22 protein-coding genes and 1 riboswitch are annotated in these 18,549 nt (G+C 55.7%); of the genes, 1 reads left to right on the top strand and 21 read right to left on the bottom strand.

Annotated elements, in window-relative coordinates:
* The first annotated feature begins 9 nt into the window (after positions 1-9).
* Complete coding sequence (locus FDX14_RS17660; RefSeq protein WP_137349982.1) at positions 10-693, top strand: ABC transporter ATP-binding protein; 684 nt, start codon at positions 10-12, stop codon at positions 691-693.
* A 24-nt stretch (positions 694-717) separates the two neighbouring features.
* Here the strand turns inward: FDX14_RS17660 and ldtA are convergent, their stop codons facing one another.
* The 21 genes from ldtA to FDX14_RS17555 all read right to left on the bottom strand — a co-directional run bounded on the left by ldtA (position 718) and on the right by FDX14_RS17555 (position 18,260).
* Complete coding sequence (gene ldtA, locus FDX14_RS17655; protein ID WP_042307628.1) at positions 718-1,647, bottom strand: L,D-transpeptidase; 930 nt, start codon at positions 1,645-1,647, stop codon at positions 718-720.
* Between the two features lie 125 nt (positions 1,648-1,772).
* A complete protein-coding gene (gene cobT, locus FDX14_RS17650) occupies positions 1,773-2,837 on the bottom strand; it encodes a nicotinate-nucleotide--dimethylbenzimidazole phosphoribosyltransferase (RefSeq protein ID WP_137349981.1) in 1,065 nt (354 codons plus the stop codon).
* Positions 2,838-2,861: 24 nt separating this feature from the next.
* Positions 2,862-3,605: an adenosylcobinamide-GDP ribazoletransferase gene (gene cobS, locus FDX14_RS17645; protein ID WP_137349980.1), complete on the bottom strand. Its 744-nt coding sequence runs from the start codon at positions 3,603-3,605 to the stop codon at positions 2,862-2,864.
* The gene (gene cobU, locus FDX14_RS17640) at positions 3,602-4,147 is read right to left on the bottom strand and encodes a bifunctional adenosylcobinamide kinase/adenosylcobinamide-phosphate guanylyltransferase (protein ID WP_042307622.1); all 546 of its coding nucleotides are present in this window, start codon (positions 4,145-4,147) and stop codon (positions 3,602-3,604) included. Before cobU ends, cobS begins: the two co-directional genes overlap by 4 nt.
* Entirely contained in the window at positions 4,144-5,664 is a 1,521-nt protein-coding gene (locus FDX14_RS17635) for a cobyric acid synthase (protein ID WP_137349979.1), read from the bottom strand. The genes cobU and FDX14_RS17635 overlap by 4 nt, the downstream gene beginning before the upstream one ends.
* Positions 5,661-6,476, bottom strand: a complete 816-nt coding sequence (locus FDX14_RS17630) for an energy-coupling factor ABC transporter ATP-binding protein (protein WP_137349978.1) — start codon at positions 6,474-6,476, stop codon at positions 5,661-5,663. Before FDX14_RS17630 ends, FDX14_RS17635 begins: the two co-directional genes overlap by 4 nt.
* 8 nt (positions 6,477-6,484) lie before the next feature.
* Positions 6,485-7,162 carry an energy-coupling factor ABC transporter transmembrane protein gene (locus tag FDX14_RS17625; RefSeq protein WP_061381967.1) on the bottom strand — a complete coding sequence of 226 codons (678 nt, stop codon included), beginning with the start codon at positions 7,160-7,162 and terminating at the stop codon, positions 6,485-6,487.
* Positions 7,149-7,430, bottom strand: coding sequence for an energy-coupling factor ABC transporter substrate-binding protein (locus tag FDX14_RS17620; RefSeq protein WP_006683999.1), 282 nt, complete (start codon positions 7,428-7,430; stop codon positions 7,149-7,151). Before FDX14_RS17620 ends, FDX14_RS17625 begins: the two co-directional genes overlap by 14 nt.
* A 2-nt stretch (positions 7,431-7,432) precedes the next feature.
* Complete coding sequence (gene cbiM, locus FDX14_RS17615) at positions 7,433-8,170, bottom strand: cobalt ECF transporter S component CbiM (protein ID WP_061381969.1); 738 nt, start codon at positions 8,168-8,170, stop codon at positions 7,433-7,435.
* A complete protein-coding gene (locus FDX14_RS17610) occupies positions 8,167-8,880 on the bottom strand; it encodes a cobalt-factor II C(20)-methyltransferase (RefSeq protein WP_137349977.1) in 714 nt (237 codons plus the stop codon). The genes cbiM and FDX14_RS17610 overlap by 4 nt, the downstream gene beginning before the upstream one ends.
* The gene (gene cbiK, locus FDX14_RS17605; protein ID WP_042307607.1) at positions 8,877-9,671 is read right to left on the bottom strand and encodes a sirohydrochlorin cobaltochelatase; all 795 of its coding nucleotides are present in this window, start codon (positions 9,669-9,671) and stop codon (positions 8,877-8,879) included. The genes FDX14_RS17610 and cbiK overlap by 4 nt, the downstream gene beginning before the upstream one ends.
* Positions 9,672-9,681: 10 nt before the next feature.
* Positions 9,682-10,467 (bottom strand): cobalt-precorrin-6A reductase, encoded by a 786-nt coding sequence (locus FDX14_RS17600; RefSeq protein WP_042307605.1) that lies wholly within the window; start codon positions 10,465-10,467, stop codon positions 9,682-9,684.
* Positions 10,464-11,189, bottom strand: a complete 726-nt coding sequence (locus tag FDX14_RS17595; protein ID WP_003030278.1) for a precorrin-3B C(17)-methyltransferase — start codon at positions 11,187-11,189, stop codon at positions 10,464-10,466. The genes FDX14_RS17600 and FDX14_RS17595 overlap by 4 nt, the downstream gene beginning before the upstream one ends.
* Positions 11,189-12,244 (bottom strand): cobalt-precorrin 5A hydrolase, encoded by a 1,056-nt coding sequence (gene cbiG / locus FDX14_RS17590; protein WP_042307600.1) that lies wholly within the window; start codon positions 12,242-12,244, stop codon positions 11,189-11,191. Before cbiG ends, FDX14_RS17595 begins: the two co-directional genes overlap by 1 nt.
* Complete coding sequence (locus tag FDX14_RS17585; RefSeq protein ID WP_042307599.1) at positions 12,225-12,998, bottom strand: cobalt-precorrin-4 methyltransferase; 774 nt, start codon at positions 12,996-12,998, stop codon at positions 12,225-12,227. Before FDX14_RS17585 ends, cbiG begins: the two co-directional genes overlap by 20 nt.
* Positions 12,991-13,560 (bottom strand): decarboxylating cobalt-precorrin-6B (C(15))-methyltransferase, encoded by a 570-nt coding sequence (locus FDX14_RS17580; protein WP_042307594.1) that lies wholly within the window; start codon positions 13,558-13,560, stop codon positions 12,991-12,993. Before FDX14_RS17580 ends, FDX14_RS17585 begins: the two co-directional genes overlap by 8 nt.
* Entirely contained in the window at positions 13,550-14,155 is a 606-nt protein-coding gene (locus FDX14_RS17575) for a cobalt-precorrin-7 (C(5))-methyltransferase (RefSeq protein ID WP_042307592.1), read from the bottom strand. Before FDX14_RS17575 ends, FDX14_RS17580 begins: the two co-directional genes overlap by 11 nt.
* Positions 14,149-15,285 carry a cobalt-precorrin-5B (C(1))-methyltransferase CbiD gene (cbiD, locus tag FDX14_RS17570; RefSeq protein ID WP_038641657.1) on the bottom strand — a complete coding sequence of 379 codons (1,137 nt, stop codon included), beginning with the start codon at positions 15,283-15,285 and terminating at the stop codon, positions 14,149-14,151. The genes FDX14_RS17575 and cbiD overlap by 7 nt, the downstream gene beginning before the upstream one ends.
* On the bottom strand, positions 15,282-15,914 hold the full coding sequence (locus tag FDX14_RS17565) for a cobalt-precorrin-8 methylmutase (RefSeq protein ID WP_137349976.1): 633 nt from the start codon (positions 15,912-15,914) through the stop codon (positions 15,282-15,284). The genes cbiD and FDX14_RS17565 overlap by 4 nt, the downstream gene beginning before the upstream one ends.
* A 10-nt stretch (positions 15,915-15,924) precedes the next feature.
* Entirely contained in the window at positions 15,925-16,884 is a 960-nt protein-coding gene (cbiB, locus tag FDX14_RS17560) for an adenosylcobinamide-phosphate synthase CbiB (RefSeq protein ID WP_137349975.1), read from the bottom strand.
* Positions 16,881-18,260: a cobyrinic acid a,c-diamide synthase CobB gene (locus tag FDX14_RS17555; RefSeq protein WP_079223619.1), complete on the bottom strand. Its 1,380-nt coding sequence runs from the start codon at positions 18,258-18,260 to the stop codon at positions 16,881-16,883. Before FDX14_RS17555 ends, cbiB begins: the two co-directional genes overlap by 4 nt.
* Before the next feature lie 88 nt (positions 18,261-18,348).
* Positions 18,349-18,523, bottom strand: a riboswitch (cobalamin riboswitch).
* Positions 18,524-18,549: the final 26 nt, after the last annotated feature.

Below are 18,549 nucleotides of genomic sequence, written 5' to 3'. Positions count from 1 at the left end.
AGAGTAACAATGTCAGAAATTGCATTACGCCTCCAGGATGTGCACGTTGCCTATGGCAACAGCCAGCAATCAGTACTGAATGGATTTTCAATGTCGGTACGCAAAGGGGAAATCGCCTGTCTGTTGGGTGCTTCAGGCTGCGGGAAAACCACGGTTCTACGCGCCGTTGCGGGGTTTGAACGACTGCGAAGCGGAGAGATCTATGTGTCCCAGCATCGTGTTGCCGCTCCCGGTCTTCATCTCCCGCCTGAAAAACGCCATGTCGGCATGGTTTTTCAGGAATATGCGCTATTTCCACATCTGACCGCGCACCAAAATGTCGCCTTTGGATTACGCCGCATGCCGCGTGAAGAGCAGCAGACAAGGGTGGCGGAACTGTTAAAAATGGTGGAGTTACATAGCCATGCCAGCCGCTATCCCCATGAACTTTCCGGCGGTCAACAGCAGCGCATTGCCCTTGCGCGTGCGCTGGCACCACATCCGGAAATCCTGTTACTGGATGAACCCTTTTCCAGCCTTGATAAGCGCACACGTGAGCGCCTTGGCAACGAGGTACGGGATATTTTGCGCGCTGCCGGGCAAACGGCACTGCTGGTTACCCACAGCGAGCATGAAGCGCAGCTAATGGCAGACCATATCGGCGTGGTAAAAATGGGCCAGTATCAAATTAAAAAAGCGCACCATCCTACCTGACGATAAACCTGGGCCGCTTTGATATTAAAAATGCTGCTGAACCTGGCTGATGTTTACTGGCATGCCGGAGCGTCTTTCCAGCGCCTGATTCCCGCGGCTCACGTCCACGCCACTCCCGCTGATAAATGTGCGCAAAGCGGGAGTGATCGGCAAGGGAACCTTTCTGTCAGACTCGTACTCCGAACGATTTCGTGACAGTGGCTCATGCACTTCTACCCAGCGACTGCCGTCTGGCTCCAGGCTGTATTTTACCGGTCGGTCAATCAGTTGCACACGCGTTCCTACCGGCACCGTGTCAAACAGGTACTTAATATCGTCATTACGCAAACGGATGCAGCCCTGGCTCACCCGCAGACCAATGCCAAAGTTAGCATTAGTGCCGTGAATGGCATAAAGTCTGCCGATATAAATTGCATACAGACCCATCGGATTATCTGGTCCGGCAGGGACAAACGCCGGTAAGGTTTCCCCACGTGCGGCGTATTCACGGCGGGTATTCGGCGTCGGCGTCCAGCTCGGCGCTTCCTGCTTACGCTCAACCGCAGTCACCCAGTTACGCGGGGTTTCTCTCCCTGCCTGACCAATACCAATGGGTAAAACCTCTACCGTATTGCTGCCCGCGGGATAATAGTAAAGACGCATTTCGGCGACATTGATAACAATGCCTTCACGCACGGTATCCGGCAATATCAGTTGCTGCGGCACCACCAGCGTTGTGCCAGACTTAGGCAAAAAAACATCTACGCCGGGATTGGCCTCGAGCATATTGCTCAATCCCTGCCCGTACTGCGCGGCAAATGCCTCCAGCGGCTGGGTGTTTCCGGGCGGGACCGTTATCGTCAGCGGGGTACCTACCAGACGACTACCTTCTGGCGGCAGCGGATAACTCACCGCGTGTGCTACTTGACTTGCAAGCAGCATGATGAGTGAACAAAGCAGTTTTACACGACGCATCTTTTACCTTTCCGTTGCCGCAGCCGATATCCAGTAATTATAGCTTTTATTATCACTTTTAGTGGGTTACAACTTCAATGCGCATAAAAAACCTCGCCAAGCGGCGAGGTTCATGGCTCACGTAACTATGCTTCTTTACCATCCGGTAGCACAATGTTGCTGGCGGCTAACTGCCCCATGTTGTGGTACATCGCGCAGGCTGCCTCAATAATCGGCATCGCCAGCGCGGCCCCGCTGCCTTCACCTAAACGCATCCCCATATTCAGATACGGATCCAGCTCCAGATGCGCCAACGCAGTGCGAGCCCCCTTCTCAGCAGAGAAATGTGACGGAATCAGATAGGGTTTAATCTGCGGTGCGATCTGGCAGGCCGCCAGCGCAGCAGAGTATGAAAGAAAACCATCCAGCACGACCGGCAGCCCACAGGAGGCCGCGCCAAGCATCACCCCCGCCATGCCCACCAGATCAAACCCGCCCACTTTAGCCAGTACATCGATACCGTCATTACGATCCGGTTGATTGACGGCAATGGCTCGCCGCACAACATCAACTTTATTGCCTACTCTTGAAAGCGGCAGGTTAGCGCCAATGCCTACCACATCCTCGGCATCGCTGCCGGTCAGCACGCTGACGATAGCCGCCGCAGGCGTGGTATTTGCCATACCGAGTTCACCCACGCCAAACAGCGTTACGCCCTCTTTCGCCAGTTCATGGGTATAGCGGATAACTTCCAGCAGCAGTTCCTCGGCCTGCGAACGGCTCATTGCCGGGCCCTGGGCAATATTGCCGCAGCCGCGCGCGACGCGCATATTCACCACGCCGGGGATAAGCTCCGCATCAATCCCGACGTCAATGACATGCACCTTTGCTCCAGCCTGAGCGGCCAGAACGCAAACGCCGGTCGTGCCACGCGTCATATTGGCGGCCTGAATAGCCGTAACCACTTTAGGCGAAACGGCAACCCCTTCATCCCAGACGCCGTGATCGGCGCACATCACCAACATCGCTTTGCCGTTCACATGCGGTGCGCCTTTCAGGCCAGGCATACCAGCCAGTTGCACGGCGAGCGATTCGAGGCGACCCAGACTGCCCGGCGGCTTTAGTAAGCCATCAATATGCTGCTGAGCACGCAACATCGCGGCACTGTCAGGTGAAGGAATCGCGTGGAGTAAAGAGGTTAAAGTCTGCATAAGGGTTCCAGTATGTTGGCTGACTCAAAGCAGAGCCAGCAAGAATATTAACTCGCCAAGTTCAATGGCTGCGCCCAGCGTATCGCCGGTTTGCCCACCCAACGTACGTTTTAATAACTGCCCAAGAATGAAAATCGCCACCATCGTGACAACCAGCGCCGCCACGCCCCGCATACCCGGAAACAGCACGGCGGCCAGGATCGCCGCCAACCCCAGCGTGACGGCAGTTTGACGCCCGGTAATTTTGCCGATGAAGACATTACCCAGCCCTTCTTCGCGGGCGTAGCGATGTCGATACATTAGCAAAACAGCGGTACCCCGCCCGGCGACACATGCCGCAGCCAGCGCCGCCAGCATTGGCGTGCCACGTAAAGCCAGTTCGCTCACCACCAGCACTTTGGCCAGCAAAACGAAAATTAACGCCAGCCCGCCATGGGTTCCCAGACGGCTGTCGCGCATGATTTCCAGCATCCGTTCGCGTCGACGGGCAGAAAAAATACCGTCACAGGTATCCGCCAGGCCGTCCAGATGAAAACCTCCGGTCAACAACGCCAGCGTCAATACGGTAAACAAGGCTGCCAGTGGAATACCACACCAAGGCTGCAGCGCCATAAAGACCAACCCCGTTAGCCCGCCCAGCACCACGCCTATCAGGGGGAACATCACGATACCGCGCGAATAGTGCTCGAAATCCAGTCCTTGCGACCAGCGAGCAGGAACGGGCAAGCGGCTGATGAAAGACAGCATTGCCCAGAACAACTTACTCATTTAATTTTGACTCCAATTCCTGATACCACCAGCCACACCTCATCAGCTGCCGTCGCCAGTCGCTGGTTCACGCGTCCTGCAATATCGCGAAAATGACGGGCCAGACGGTTTTCCGGAACAATCCCCATTCCGACTTCGTTAGTCACCAGTACGACCGTTGCCGGACAGCGCTGACAGGCAGCAATTAGCGAACGGATCTCATCCTCGATGGACTGCTCCATCGCCGCGTAATCCCAGCTGTCCGGGTCGCTGTCACCACCCAGCGCAAACAGCAGATTGGTTACCATGGTGGTGATACACTCCAGCAAAATGGCTTCCTGAGGATCGTTTGCTGCCGTTATCAGTTCATCGAGATGTTGCCAGCGCTCGGCAGTACGCCAGTGTGCGGGACGCCCATCGCGATGGTGCTGAATTCGCGCCGCCATCTCCTCATCAAAAATCTGCGAAGTCGCGATATACAGAACGTTTGGGGAATCAGCGATCAGCGCTTCCGCATGCCGACTCTTGCCGCTTCGTGCGCCGCCCGTAACCAGAATCATCATACGGGCTCCTGATGTTGCTGCATGATGGTATAAATTTTCTCAATATCGATGTGTTGTCGCATCGCATCCGCCAGCAGATCAAACTGCTGCGATTTATATTGCGCGTAATGGAAGGTGGAATCCAGCGGTGCTAACCCTTTGCGTACACGCAGGCCATTCACCAACGCACGGGTAAATGCATCGCTGTCGAACAGTCCGTGAAGATAGGTACCGAACGCCAGGCCATCCGGCGTTACCGCGCCGTCAGCGACATTGCCATCCTCTTTGCGCAGTGTCATTACCGACTGGCATGCTTCGGTTAAGACCGTTTCGCCCATATGAATTTCATAACCGCGAACGGATAACCCCGCCGTGCCCGCCAGCCAGTCAGGCAGCGATGAAGACATTTGTCCCTCAACCAGGGTCGTAGTTTTGTGCTGGGCAAAATGGGTGACTGTATTGAGTAAGCCCAGACCCGGCAGCGTACCGAGGCCCGACTCTACTTCATCAATGATGGTGTCGCCGAGCATTTGATAGCCGCCGCAAATCCCCACCACCGGAACGTTATTACGATGTAATTGCACGACGCCATGCGCCATTCCACTTTCACGCAGCCAGACCAGATCGCCCAGCGTGTTTTTGCTGCCTGGCAGAATCACCAGATCGGCCCCCGCCAGTTCTTCAGGCTGGCGAACATAGCGCACGCGCACGTCCGGCTGTGCCGCAAGCGCATTGAAATCAGTGAAGTTTGAAATGTGCGGAAGTTGAACAACGGCGATATCGATGTCGCGTTTATCAGTACGCAGATACTTGCCCTTTTGCAGCGCCACGCCATCTTCATCTTCCAGATCAACATCCAGCCATGGCATGACGCCCAGCACCGGAACACCGGTCAGCGCTTCAATTTGCTCGATACCGGAGTACAGCAGCGCCACATCACCGCGAAATTTATTGATGATAACCCCTTTTACCCTGGCGCGTTCATGGTCATGCAGTAGCGCCAGCGTGCCGTAAATAGAGGCAAACACGCCGCCACGATCGATATCTGCCACCAGAACAACCGGGCATTGCGCCATCTCAGCCATGCCCATATTGACGATATCGCGATCGCGCAGATTAATCTCAGCGGGGCTTCCCGCGCCTTCCAGCACCAGCACATCGAACTCCTGCGCCAGGCTGTTATACACTGACAGGATCTGCTCCCGCAGGCGTGGCTTATACTCGTGGTAACTCACCGCATCCATATCGGTCGCTACTTTACCCATCAGCACAACCTGCGCTTTACGATCGCTGGTTGGCTTAAGCAGCACCGGATTCATACGCACATCCGGCGTAATACCGGCGGCTTCCGCCTGAAAAATTTGCGCCCGGCCCATCTCTTTACCCTCTGGCGTAATGCCCGAGTTCAGCGCCATATTCTGCGATTTGAACGGCGCGGTACGCAGTCCGTCCTGGTAAAAAATTCGACACAGCCCGGCGACCAACACGCTTTTACCCACATCAGATGCCGTTCCCTGCAACATTATTGCCTGCGTCATGACGCCTCCTTCAGTGCGTTCTCTCGCATACAACTAAAAAATTCAGCCTCTGTTTTACACAGCGGGAAGCCCAACTCTGTATGCAGCTTCACCAGCCAGGGCTGAGTTAATCCCGCTTGTTCAATAAGATCCGTACGGGCGAATACGTCGCCTGGCGTGCCGTGCGTGAGTACTTCGCCCCGGCGTAAAACGTACACCGCATCGCTGACTTCATAGATAAGATCGATATCATGGCTGGAAATTACGACGTGGTTTCCTTGCGCAACAATGCGTTTGATTATCTCAATCATCTGCGTGCGGCCTGACGGGTCAAGGCCCGCAGTAGGTTCATCCAGTAGCAGATATTGCGCCTGCAACACCAGCGCACCAGCAATCGCCACGCGTTTTTTTTGCCCGTGGCTTAAACACTGAATCGGCTGATGGCGAAAATGCTGGGCATCAACCAGCGTGAGCGCATCCTCCACCCGGCGTGAGATCTCAGCTTCATCCACCCCAAGGTTGCGCAGGCTGAACGCAATATCGCTGTCGATATCGGTATAAAAGATTTGCTGATCGGGATCCTGAAATACGGTTGCCACCTGCTGACGCAGCGCCAGCAGGCCGCGCTTGCTGTAATCCAGCGGTTTACCCTGCCACATCACCGCGCCTTGCTGCGGTCGCAATAACCCGCTCAGATTCATAAACAGCGTGGATTTCCCGCAGCCATTGGCCCCAACCAGCCCGGTGACGGCATGCGTAGAAAAGTCCAGCGTTAACCCTTTGAGGATCGGATCATCCTGATAGCGAAACCAAAGCGCTGAAGTGGCAAGCATACTTTTCCTTACAGGTGAAAATCACCTTGATACAGTTTGATATCCAGGGTGGTGGTCATTTGCTGGTAGCGGATCAACACACGGGTAAATAACAGTCCCACCAGCATCGCCAGCGAGCGGTAGCCCAACGGCAAGCTACGATAACCAAAACGCAGCGTTTGCGCGCGATGAATAGCCAGCGCCTCGTCTAACAGGATAAAAATAAACCGCCAGGTCAACAGGATCTGTTCAGTCAGAAGGCGAGGAACGTGTGCACGTTTGAGTAAAATAATCAACTGCGGAAACGGCAGATTCAGCACTAACCAGAAGGTTGCCGCCAGCGCCGCAAGGCTGCGCCAGAAGGTTTCATTGGCAGTGACCAGTCCTGGCGCGCTCACGCCGAACCAATAGCTTCCCACGGGGATACTGGCCAGCAGGGTTTGCGGATCGCGACTAAAACTAAACAGGATAGTTACGACGCCGACCGTCAGGAAACCAAACGGCAACGCCATCCAGCGGCACCAGCGCCAGAAGGAAATGCGCAGCAGCCAGCAGCTCAGTGCGGCAATCAGCAACAGCTCGATACCCTGCCCCAGCGGGGGCAGAGTGAACGCCAGAATCATCATCATCAGCCAGAGCAGAAATTTCCGCACCGGCGAGACATGAAACCAGCGGCTTTGATAGCTAAGCCTGTCAAGCCCGGTCATCACGGCGTTGTCTGCCCTTGGTGTAACCCAGAATGTAGAAAATTACGGCTGCGCCCAGCGACCCCTGGAGCGTAAACAGCAGGCTTTCAATTTCGCCACTTGCCGGTTCGTACAACGGCTGGAACCACGGCTCATAATGCGGGGCGATAGCCTGAATCTGGCTTTCCGCCTCACCGTCTGAACCACCGTACTCTCCACCGTGGTTGATAAAGAACGGCAGGATCACCAGCGCCACCACCATGCCTAACAAAATCAGCGTCTTTTTCATCGTTAATGTCCTTGTGCGGTTATCAACTGTCGTTTGGTTAGCTGGTCATAAATCATTACGGTGAGCAGACCTTCCGCAATCGCGATTGGGATCTGCGTCAGGCAGAAAATGCCCATGAATTTCACAATCGACCCCACTGCGCCAGCGGACGGATCCGGGAACGCAACGCCCAACTGAACAGAAGTAACAAAATAGGTGACGAGATCCGCCAACATGGCACACAGGAAGACGCAGACATCCCGGCGCAGCCCCGCGCGGCAGGCCATTTTCCACACCATGTAACCCACTACCGGGCCAATCACCGCCATCGACATGCCGTTGGCCCCGAGCGTCGTTAAACCGCCGTGCGCCAGCAGCAAGGCCTGGAACAGCAGGACTATCGCACCGAGAATAGCGACCACACCCGGTCCGAACAGGATAACCGCCAGGCCGACACCGGTCGGATGCGAGCAGCTTCCGGTAACGGAAGGAATTTTCAGCGCCGACAGCACAAAAATAAACGCGCCGCACAGGGCCAGTAACACTTTTTGGTGGCTGTCTTCCTGGACTATTTGACGCAAGCGCACTAATCCGTACCACAGGCAAGGTAAAAACAGCAGCCACCAGGCCAGCGCCCACATTGGCGGCAAGAAGCCTTCCATAATGTGCATGGCGAACGCTTGCTCAGGGACAATCATCAGTAATAGCGCCGCAGCCAACCCGCTGAAAGACAGCTGTTTTAGCTGTTGTTCAAGCTTCATTGTGCATACTCCCACTGTTTATTAACCAGAATGGTCGAGAAATAAGGCAGCGGCCGATCGTCGCTGACTTCGTTGAGATGACGCCAGCACTGCTCACCTGGCAGCGTGGCTTCAGACATCATCAATGCGCAATTCAACAAGCCCTCTTGTTGCAGTAATGCTTTGATGCGCGCAAAACGTCCGTACACCTTCATCAGCACCAGGCTGTCATGCCGCTTTAACGCCTGCTGGATTTCCGCTTCCGGCGCGGTACAGGAGACCACCGCCAGCGACTGTTGCTCCATGGCGAGTGGCGTTTTTGAACGCGCGGCAATCGCGGCGAAAGAGGTCACGCCCGGAACGATTTCCAACCAGTCAGGACAGCCAATACGCTGGAGTAAAAAGACCCAGGTACTGAACAGCATGGCATCACCAAGGGTAATAAAACCAACCTGTTTACCGGCCTCCACTTCCTGAACCAGCGCGGCAGCAACCTCATCCCAAACTGCCTCTTTTTCAGCACTGTCGGCACTCATAGGAAAATGGCAGCAGCGGACTTCGGTCTGCTCGCCGATATACTCCCGCACGATTGACAGCGCCAGGCTATCGCCGCCTTTCCGCCCGGCAGGCGCATAGAGAATATCGAGCTGACCCAGCGTGCGTGCGGCGCGCACGGTAATGAGATCGGAAGCGCCTGGCCCGGTGCTTAATGCGTACAGTTTTCCGCTCATGCCGCTTCCTCCAGCGCCACATTCAGCGCCTGCTGTAAATGCGCCACAAACATGGCGCGCACCGCCGGATTCTCACCCAACCCACTGAGCCACGGCGTAGCCCGTATCCCGGCCGCATTAAACAATGTCTTCCACGAATCGTCTTCGTCGGAGGCCATATCATTGATGGCATGGTCGCCAGCAACTAACATCAGCGGCATCAGATGCACCGCCGTCACCCCTTCCTGAGACAAACTCTCAATTAACACATCTACTTCCGGGTAGCTTTCCACCGCCCCGACCCGCGCCGGGTAGCGCTGCGCCGTCATCATATGGTCGAGACAGGCATAAGCGGCAAAGGCATGATGGCTGGCGCCGTGCCCCATAAACACCACTTTTTCCTTTTCGCCAAGCGGCGGCATCTGCTGTTGCAGCGCCAGCATCAGCTGGGCGTAATCTTCATGGCTGCTCAGCAGCGGTACGCCGAGCGTCAGGCGAGAAAACAGCGGACGCATACTTTGCACTTCGCGGACAATTTTTTCGTATTCATCGCCGTTGATGATGTGCAGTGACTGAATAGCCACATCCTGATACCCCTGCTCCGCCAGCTTTTGCAGCGCCTGCAGCGGCGTGTCGATATCAATGCCATCACGCTGCTTGAGCTTGCGGATAATCATCCCAGAGGTAAACGCCCGAAACAGGTCACGATCCGGGCAACTGGCCGCGAGATCGCGCTCACAGGCCACAATATTTTTCTCACAAGTGTCGTGATAGCTGGTGCCAAAGCTGACCACCAGAAGCGCCTTTTTCATCTCTAACTCCTTAAGCAGCGGCCAGCCAGCGCGTTAAACGCGCCCCAAATGCGGCCTGACTTTCCAGTAACTCTTCTCCCGTCACCAACGGTGCCGGACGTGTAATCACGATGCAGGGGATACCGGCATCCAGACAGGGTTGAACTTTTTCCTGATAACCACCTTCCGCACCGGATGCTTTGGTGATCACCACATCAGCCTGACACTGACGATAAAACGCGGCGTTGAACTCGGTGCTAAACGGTCCGCACAAGGCGAAGATCTCACCGACGCCAAAGCCCAGATCAGCGCATTGCTGAATGACCTCAGGTACAGGCAGAACGCGCGCCAGCAGCGTTTTTTCAGGCAACCCTTCGCGCCAGATGGCCAGATCTTTACTGCCGGTGGTGAGCAACACGCGTTTACCGAAGCGTCGCGCCACCTCGCAGGCTTGCTGAATACTCTGCACGGTATGCAGATGCGGGTGGGTTAAACCACTCAACTGTTCAGGACGCTGATAGCGGCTCAGCAGTACGCCCGCGGCTTCACAAGCGCTCATGATGTTGCGGCTCACCACCTCGGCATACGGATGCGAGGCGTCGATCACCCAGCGCGTCCGATTTTCCTGCAGCCAGGCTATCATTTGCTCGCGTTCCAGACGCCCGCAGCGCACCTGACCTTTGATGTCTCCCGCCAGCTGTTTCCCCGTCGGGGTCGCAACTGACAGGGTGTAGGCCACGTTTGCCGCATCCAGTTGCTGGCACAGCATGCGCGCATCGCTGGTACCGCCCATGACCAACACATCACCGTAATTCACAGCACATAACCTCGTGGCGTAATCATCAGGCCGTCCTGCACATAGGTTGTTTTGTTGCCAACGATCACCAGACTGGTCATATCAACCGGTTCAAAGTCCATTTCACCCAAGGTGGTCAGCCATTTTTCCTGCTTTTTACGTCCGGCTGACTTCACAATACCGACCGGCGTTTGCGCGCTCTTGCTGGCGGAAAGCAGCTCAAATGCGCGCGCCAGATGTCCTTCGCGACCCCGACTGCGTGGGTTGTAGAAACAGATAACAAAGTCGGCTTCACCAGCGGCAACAATGCGTTTTTCGATAACCGGCCATGGCGTTAGCAGATCGCTTAAGCTGATGTGGCAGAAGTCGTGCATCAACGGCGCGCCCAGCAAAGAGGCGGCGGCAATGCTGGCAGTCATGCCTGGGATCAGTCTGACCTCAACATCCAGCTTTTGCTTACTGACCAGCTCCAGCACCAGCCCGGCCATACCGTAAATCCCCGCATCACCGCTGCTGATGAGTGCCACATTGTGACCCGCCTGCGCCAGTTCGATCGCCGCCTGACAGCGTTCAATCTCTTTGCACATTCCGGTTTTGATCACCTGCTTATCGCCTGTGAAAGCCTTTACCAGATGGGTGTAGGTTTTATAGCCAACGATAATTTCCGCTGCCTGCAAAGCTTCAACGGCTTCCATGGTCATCATTGCCTGCGAGCCAGGGCCAATTCCAATTACGCTTAACATCAGTGTGAAACTCCCAAAGTGATAGTGACGCCCTGTTCTCGCAGGGTCTCGCCTAACAGTTGTCCGTGGCTCAGCAGCCAGGCTGCAGGACCAGAAACGCTTCCTGTCCCCACCGTTTTGCGAACAAACGATGAGGCCGGAAAACGGTGCTCATGCTCACGCAGCGCGTCAGCGGTAAAGGTTTCGAAAGGCACGCGGCAGCACGAGGCCAACTGGATGAGGCCCTGCTCATCTTTTTTCAGCGTGATACTGCCAATGGCTTTTAGTGCCAACGGATCGAGCTGCTGGGCTTCAAGTTGGCGGGCAAGCAGCGCAGCCAGCAGCGGGAACGGTGTGTCGCGGCGACAACCAATCCCAGCCACAACCCGCTGCGGCACCAGCTTCCAGTGCGGAACAGGCAGATCGGGTAAATTGGTGCGTAAGGTGATACACACCAGCGCATCCAGTTCGGGAAGCTGATTGAGATCGGTTACCGTGATAAAACCACGGCGATCACAATGGCTGACATCCTGCGTCAGTTCGTCATCCCACCACAGGCCAACCCGTTTGTTGCTGACCAACATCTGATTAACGATCTTCACCGCCGAACGGAAATCACTCATCCGCGCATTCAACTGGAATGCCAGTGTATCCAGGGCCGCCATATCATTGACATCCGTCGCCGTGGTGATTACCGGGTCGGCCCCCAACATGCCTGCCAGATAACGCGCCAGCGCATTCGCGCCCCCCGCGTGACCGGAAAGCAGACTGATGACATGCTGGGCACGTTCATCAATGACCACCACCGCCGGATCGCAAAATTTATCGTTGACCAGCGGAGCCAGCACGCGAACCGCAATGCCGGTCGCCCCGATAAAAATCAGCGCCGAGTAGTTCATAAACGCATCACGGGCGGTATTGGCAAAGCCGTTTTCAAAGGGAATAAACCCCTCCTCCAGCAGCTTTTCACTGGTAAAACAGGTGACCGGCAGCATAGCCGCCAGACGTTTCGCCAGCACAACGCCGCCTGGCGTCAGGCAAAAAAGCGCAATTGACTCAGGCTTTACGGTATTCATGGCTAAAGTCCGCCGCATAGAGTTTGGAGTAGTGATACTCCGAGCCCAGGAAATTACCGACCAGAATCAGGGCCGTTTTGCGGATGCCCGCATCGCGCACCTTGTCGCCAATATCCGCAAGGGTACCGCGCACGGTCTGGCTTTCCGGCCAGGTCGCTTTGTAGATCACCGCCACTGGCGTGGTCGCCGGATAACCACCTTCAATTAAACGCTCGGCCACCCGATGAATACGCTGAACGGACAGATAAATCGCCATAGATGTCTGGTGACTGGCAAACGACTCCAGCTGTTCGCGCTCGGGGACCGGCGTGCGCCCTTCCAGACGGGTAATGATCAGGCTTTGTGAGACTTCAGGCACGGTGTACTCCACGCCGAGTTCTGCCGCCGCACCGAGGAAGGCGCTGACACCGGGCACCACCTGCCAGTCGATCCCGCGTTTGGTCAGTTCCTCGCCCTGCTCGCGGACGGAACCGTACAGTGAGACATCGCCAGTTTGCAGACGCACCACGGTCTTGCCAGCCTTCACGCCAGCTTCCATCAGATCGAGGATCTGCTCCAGATGCAGTTCAGCGCTGTCGTGACATTCAGCATCGGCGGGACAATATTCCAGCAGTTCGGTGTTAATCAGCGATCCAGCGTAGATAACCACCTGCGCCTGTTGTAGCAAACGGTAACCTTTGAGGGTAATCAGCTCGCGATCGCCAGGACCTGCGCCAACGAACCACACGCTACGGGGATCAAAAATCTCAGACATGGTTTCCTTCCTTCTGACAGGCGATAACAAATACGGGGTTATTCGGTTTGAAATAATGACCACTGCCAAGCGTGGTAAGCGAGGAAACCTGTAGCTGCAGGCAATCCACTCCCTGTACGCCCAGATGGTCCAGATGAACCAGCGCGGTGTTGAGGTTTTCCTGGAGGATAAACGTCATGACCAGCCGCCCGGCGGGATGCAGTTGACGCATCGACCAGTCAATGAGATCGGTCAGATGCCCACCGCTGCCACCCATAAAAATGGCATCGGCTTTTTCGGCGATGGTCATCGGCGCAACGCCGGGAAAAATGTCGATATTTGCGCAAGCAAAATGCTGGCGATTTTCATCCAGCAACCTGAGCGCCGCCGGGTTACGTTCGATTGCCGTCACGCGCAATCCGGGATATTGCAGCGCCGCTTCTATCGACACGCTGCCGGTTCCCGCCCCAATATCAATCAGGTGACTGGCACGGTGTAATTCAAGTTTTGAGAGGGCAAGTGCGCGTACCGCTTCTTTGGTCATCGGCACCTTTTCTCCACGCAGAAACAGCTCATCTTTCATCAAGGATCACCACTGCATTCATGTCATAGTCGGCGTTAATTTCACTCACAGGCAGGACATGGATCCGCTCGTTTTCCATCGCCAGGTTTTCGCCAATGACCATCCAGCGATGTCCCTTGCCTCGAGTGATTAGCTCCTGTGCGATTTCACGTGGGCCGCACAACGCATCTGTTACCATCCCCACCTTGTTATGTCGGGCCAGCTCATCGAAACAGACGCTGCGCCCGTGGCTACTGGTCAGCCACATATCGTTCATATCGATACCGGACTGCGCGCACAGATACTGCACCGCGCTAATACCGGGAATTATGCGTACCTGCCCGATGCCAAAATGCGCCACCATGCGCGTCCCAATGCCGTAAAACAGCGGATCGCCAGACGCCAGCACGACGACATGCTTATCCTGGTGCGCAGTTACCCAGTTCAGGAGCTCCGCAATATTGGCGCCAAGAGCAAACCGTTCACCGGTAAAATCCGGGAATTGCTGCAAATGCCGCTTTCCGCCGACCAGCACATCAGCCGTTGCGACCGCTTCACGCGCCGCAGGCGTCATCAAATGCAAACCCGCGGGTCCCATTCCCACAACGGTTAACATTGCATCTCCTCAGCAATTTCAGCGATCGGGCGATTACTGCCAAGCACCTGATTGTCAAACGAGAACATGATGGCGTCGCAGGTCGGGGGATTTTTGGTAAAGCGCAACGTTTGCAGAACGCGCATGCAGATACGCTCCGCCAGATGGTTATAAATATGCTGAAAGCCGTACGCGTCGATGTGTTCCATCGCCGCTTCGGTAGTATCGCAGTCGCTGACCAGCCTCAGCAGTTCCAGCGGCGCGCCAAGCAACGCGAGATGGGCCACCAGCGTTTCCATGCGCGCATCGGCAATATGGCTGTGGGTATGGAAGATCCCCGCCGCGATTTTGATAAGTTTCCCGGGATGTCCCACCAGCACGATTTGCCGAAATCCCAGACGGACGGCTTCTTCAATCATGTAGCCGACAAAGTTGCTCATGGTGACCACAACCTGGGTGTCGATGCCCATCTGTTCGCGAACAAAACGTTCACCGTGGTTTCCAGGCACCAGAACCACGCGATCCAGACCCGCCGCGCGTTTAATTTCCAGCTCCAGCGACAGAGAACGCTTCCAGCTTTCTTCCGACATTGGCGTGACGATACCCGTGGTGCCAATAATCGAAATACCACCCAGAATGCCAAGGCGCGAGTTGTAAGTTTTTTGCGCCCGCTCTTCGCCTTCCGGCGCGAAGATTTCAATCTGCGCCCCACGATTTGGACCAATCGCTTCACGTACCGCCGACTCAATGGTCTGGCGAGGTGTGCGGTTAATCGCCGAACTCCCCACCGGTAGACCGATCCCTTTGCGGGTAACCGTACCGACCCCTTCACCGCCCTGTAAGGCGATCACGCCACTATCATCTAACGTCACGCGGGCAAAAATCAGCATCCCATGCGTGGCATCGACATCATCGCCACCGTCTTTACGGATCGCGGCTATCGCCTGCTGCCCTTCGATATGCGGCGATTCGACGTTCAGGCACAGCGTCACCCCGGAAGGCGTCACGATGGAAACCTGATGGATCAGGTGCTGGCGCAATACCATCAGCGCCGCCACTTTTGCAGCCGCCGTCGCGCACGATCCCGTGGTATATCCTTTACGCAGCGCTTTACCGTTGTGCCACACCGGTGTATCGAAGGCCTCGCTCATCGCGCCCCCTGCATGTGATAAAGCATGGCGTTGACGATAGCAGCGGCGACGTTACTTCCCCCTTTACGTCCTAACGCAGCAATGGCCGGGAGGTTGCTTTGGGTCAGCGCATCTTTCGACTCCTCAGCACCCACGAACCCGACCGGTACACCAACCACACCGCTGACGGCAACATCATGCTCAAGCAGACGGAACAGCGCTGTCGGCGCATTGCCAAAGACAAACAGCTTTTCCCCCTCTTCTTTCACCGCAATATCGACAGCCGCCATTGAACGGGTGATCCCCTGCTCTTTTGCCGTTCGTACGACCCGTGGATCGCTGATATAGCAGCGGCACTCACCGCCAAATTTTGCCAGCAGCGTTTTATTGATCCCGGAAAGGGCCATCGTGGTATCGGTATAAATTACGCTCGAACGTCTAAGCGCCGCGCAGAACTGCTCCAGCACATCACTGGAAAACCACAGAATGTCCAGCCAGTCGAAATCCGCGGTGGTGTGAATGACCCGCTTGATAATGGCTTCATGCAACGGACTGGCAAACTGATAGTCCGGGCGGGTTTCACGGATAATCTCGCCAATAATGTCGAAACTTTTGGCCTCAATAGCCTGGGGTTGCTGGATATATTGCATAGTGTTGTCCTCAGGCTACACCGACCAGCAGCCACCGCAGCGCGATAAACAGCGCCAGTGCCAGCGTCGATGCCACCCACATCAATCGAATCGTATGGGAAATGTCGTCTACCGAAATGTCGCGTTGTGCATCACCGATCCACGGTTTCTCAACGCGCTCGCCAAAGTAGTCATTAGGGCCACCCAGACGAATACCTAATGCCCCGGCAACGGAGGCCTCCGACCACGCACAGTTTGGGCTGCTGTGGTTGTAGCGATCGCGCCAGCCGATCTGCAAAGCACGCGAACCGTCCTGACGGCATAAAAATGCAGCCGCGCCCAGCAACAGCCAGCTCAGTCTCGCAGGAATATAATTTGCGACATCATCCAGACGCGCGCTGACCATACCGATAGCGCGGTATTTTTCATGTTTGTAACCCACCATGGAGTCAAGGGTATTTACCGCTTTGTAGGCCATCGCCAAAGGCGCGCCGCCGAGAAGAAGGAAAAACAGCGGCGCGATGATGCCATCAACGGTGTTTTCGGCCACGGTTTCCACCACGGCACGATTGATCTGCTGAGGTTGTAATTGCGAGGTATCGCGACCTACGATCCAAGATAACTTTTCCCGACTTGCGGCAAGGTTACCGGCACGCAACGGACGTTCGACATCCTGCGCGGCGTTCGCCAGACAGCGCCCCGCCAGCACGGTAAAGATCATCCAAACCTCTACCACCCAACCAAGCCAGGGATGAATAGATTGCGCCAGCACCAGTACGCCCCAGGAGACAGTCCAGGTCAGGCCAACCACCACTACCCACATCGCCGCGCCACCAATACGCAACGCACGATCGCTATGGCAATAACGCCGGATAATTCGCTGCACCGCAGAAATCAGATTGCCAATCCAGCGCACCGGATGCGGCCAGTTCTGCGGATCGCCGATAATAAAATCAAGCAGCCAGGCAACACACCACGCAAGGATTGTCATAGCGCATTCCTCGCGGCTGCCAACCAATGGTTAAGCATCTGCGGACGTTGGGCAAAATGAACGTGCAGGTAGCTGGCGAAGGTGTTTCCGACCTGCCAGCCACCGGACCAGGCCTGCAGCGTTTTGCCATCGCGCATTTTGCGACAGTGCATCACCGCAGGTGTCTCAGGAGTGAAATCGGAATAGTGGAATTCATGTCCACGCAGCACTTCGTCTTTTGCGGCTAATAAGGTTTGCTGTGCGGCCTGCGCTTCACAGTAACCAAATCGGGTCAGACGTTTCCCCATTTTGCTATGACCGGGAATGATATCCGCCATCAGCCAGCGATCACCGTGGCTGTCCTCCAGCGAACTGCCGAGATACATCAGCCCGCCACACTCGGCATAAATCGCGACGCCGCGCTGATGGGCGGCTCGCAATTGCTTCAGCATCGAGACATTGCGGGCCAGCGCCGCAGCATGTAACTCAGGGTATCCGCCCCCCAGCCAGATCATCTGACAATCGGGTAAACAGGTGTCGTGCAACGGACTAAAACGGACAATCTTCAGCCCAGTGCGTTCAAGCAAAGTGATATTGTCCGGGTAATAAAAGTTGAACGCTTCATCATCAGCGATAGCAAGCGTTAACCCTTCTCCGGCGTCAGTAGCGGGAAGCGCAGGCCATTCACCCGCAGGAAGGGTGTTTAGCTGGCTTAATTTCAGTAGAGCATCAATATCCAGCGTCTGCTCCAGCGTCGCGGCAAAGGCCTGCCACGGCTGCTGATTGATAACAGACTCACGTGCAGTAACCAGTCCCAGATGACGCTCTGGAAGCGCAACGCCTTCCATCCGCGGAACGTAGCCTAATACAGGAACGGAACAGTAACGCTCAATCGCCACCTTCAGCAGCTGATAATGCGTTTCGCTGTTAACCCGATTAACGATCACCCCGGCGATGTTCAGCGTGGGATCAAAATGCTGAAAACCCATTACCGTTGCGGCTATCGAGGTGGAAACGGCTTTACCATCAACCAGTAAGATGACCGGGCAACCTAACTGTTTGGCCATCGCGGCGGTACTGCAGTAGTTCGGGTCGGTACCATAACCGTCATACAGCCCCATTACGCCTTCAATCACCGCGATATCGGCATGTTGCATCTGCTCGCGGAATAACGCATTGAGAGTGGAAGCGGGAAGCATGAAGCTATCAAGATTGCGGGAAGCGGTACCGCATACCGCTGTATGCCAGCCGGTATCAAGGTAATCAGGCCCCACTTTGCAAGGCTGGACGCGTAAACCGCGTTTTTTCAACAAGCTCAACAAGCCCAGCGTCACCGTGGTTTTACCACAGCCGCTTCCGGTACCTGCAAGAACAAATGCGTGAAAATTGGCCGCCATACCCTGATCCTGTTCAGGGTGGTAGGGGTGTAGAGATACCCAGTCTCTCGACTGTATGCATCTGAACCACCCACTTCCCACCGAAGTTGTTGGTAGTCACTGACAGGCAGGTCTTCTGGCTTAGCGTCATCCTCACCCGTCCTTCCCAATCTTGCGATCAGTGGTCCATACGGGGTCGTCAGCATCACAGCAGCGGGGGCTGCGGGGGATTCTCACCCCCTTCCCTACCACAAATGTGGCAAACCTGTCAGTTCAGGAGCCGTAATTAAGCTCCCTGTTATGAGGTAAA

Source organism: Citrobacter sp. wls710, from assembly GCF_005281115.1.
Lineage (GTDB): Bacteria > Pseudomonadota > Gammaproteobacteria > Enterobacterales > Enterobacteriaceae > Citrobacter > Citrobacter werkmanii.
This window is presented reverse-complemented; position numbering and strand designations above follow the sequence as displayed.

Coding starts and splice junctions, on each gene's coding strand:
- FDX14_RS17660 (WP_137349982.1), top strand. CDS start 10: ATGTCAGAAATTGCATTACGCCTCCAGGATGTGCACGTTGCCTATGGC.
- ldtA (WP_042307628.1), bottom strand. CDS start 1,647: ATGCGTCGTGTAAAACTGCTTTGTTCACTCATCATGCTGCTTGCAAGT.
- cobT (WP_137349981.1), bottom strand. CDS start 2,837: ATGCAGACTTTAACCTCTTTACTCCACGCGATTCCTTCACCTGACAGT.
- cobS (WP_137349980.1), bottom strand. CDS start 3,605: ATGAGTAAGTTGTTCTGGGCAATGCTGTCTTTCATCAGCCGCTTGCCC.
- cobU (WP_042307622.1), bottom strand. CDS start 4,147: ATGATGATTCTGGTTACGGGCGGCGCACGAAGCGGCAAGAGTCGGCAT.
- FDX14_RS17635 (WP_137349979.1), bottom strand. CDS start 5,664: ATGACGCAGGCAATAATGTTGCAGGGAACGGCATCTGATGTGGGTAAA.
- FDX14_RS17630 (WP_137349978.1), bottom strand. CDS start 6,476: ATGCTTGCCACTTCAGCGCTTTGGTTTCGCTATCAGGATGATCCGATC.
- FDX14_RS17625 (WP_061381967.1), bottom strand. CDS start 7,162: ATGACCGGGCTTGACAGGCTTAGCTATCAAAGCCGCTGGTTTCATGTC.
- FDX14_RS17620 (WP_006683999.1), bottom strand. CDS start 7,430: ATGAAAAAGACGCTGATTTTGTTAGGCATGGTGGTGGCGCTGGTGATC.
- cbiM (WP_061381969.1), bottom strand. CDS start 8,170: ATGAAGCTTGAACAACAGCTAAAACAGCTGTCTTTCAGCGGGTTGGCT.
- FDX14_RS17610 (WP_137349977.1), bottom strand. CDS start 8,880: ATGAGCGGAAAACTGTACGCATTAAGCACCGGGCCAGGCGCTTCCGAT.
- cbiK (WP_042307607.1), bottom strand. CDS start 9,671: ATGAAAAAGGCGCTTCTGGTGGTCAGCTTTGGCACCAGCTATCACGAC.
- FDX14_RS17595 (WP_003030278.1), bottom strand. CDS start 11,189: ATGTTAAGCGTAATTGGAATTGGCCCTGGCTCGCAGGCAATGATGACC.
- cbiG (WP_042307600.1), bottom strand. CDS start 12,244: ATGAATACCGTAAAGCCTGAGTCAATTGCGCTTTTTTGCCTGACGCCA.
- FDX14_RS17585 (WP_042307599.1), bottom strand. CDS start 12,998: ATGTCTGAGATTTTTGATCCCCGTAGCGTGTGGTTCGTTGGCGCAGGT.
- FDX14_RS17580 (WP_042307594.1), bottom strand. CDS start 13,560: ATGAAAGATGAGCTGTTTCTGCGTGGAGAAAAGGTGCCGATGACCAAA.
- FDX14_RS17575 (WP_042307592.1), bottom strand. CDS start 14,155: ATGTTAACCGTTGTGGGAATGGGACCCGCGGGTTTGCATTTGATGACG.
- cbiD (WP_038641657.1), bottom strand. CDS start 15,285: ATGAGCGAGGCCTTCGATACACCGGTGTGGCACAACGGTAAAGCGCTG.
- FDX14_RS17565 (WP_137349976.1), bottom strand. CDS start 15,914: ATGCAATATATCCAGCAACCCCAGGCTATTGAGGCCAAAAGTTTCGAC.
- cbiB (WP_137349975.1), bottom strand. CDS start 16,884: ATGACAATCCTTGCGTGGTGTGTTGCCTGGCTGCTTGATTTTATTATC.
- FDX14_RS17555 (WP_079223619.1), bottom strand. CDS start 18,260: ATGGCGGCCAATTTTCACGCATTTGTTCTTGCAGGTACCGGAAGCGGC.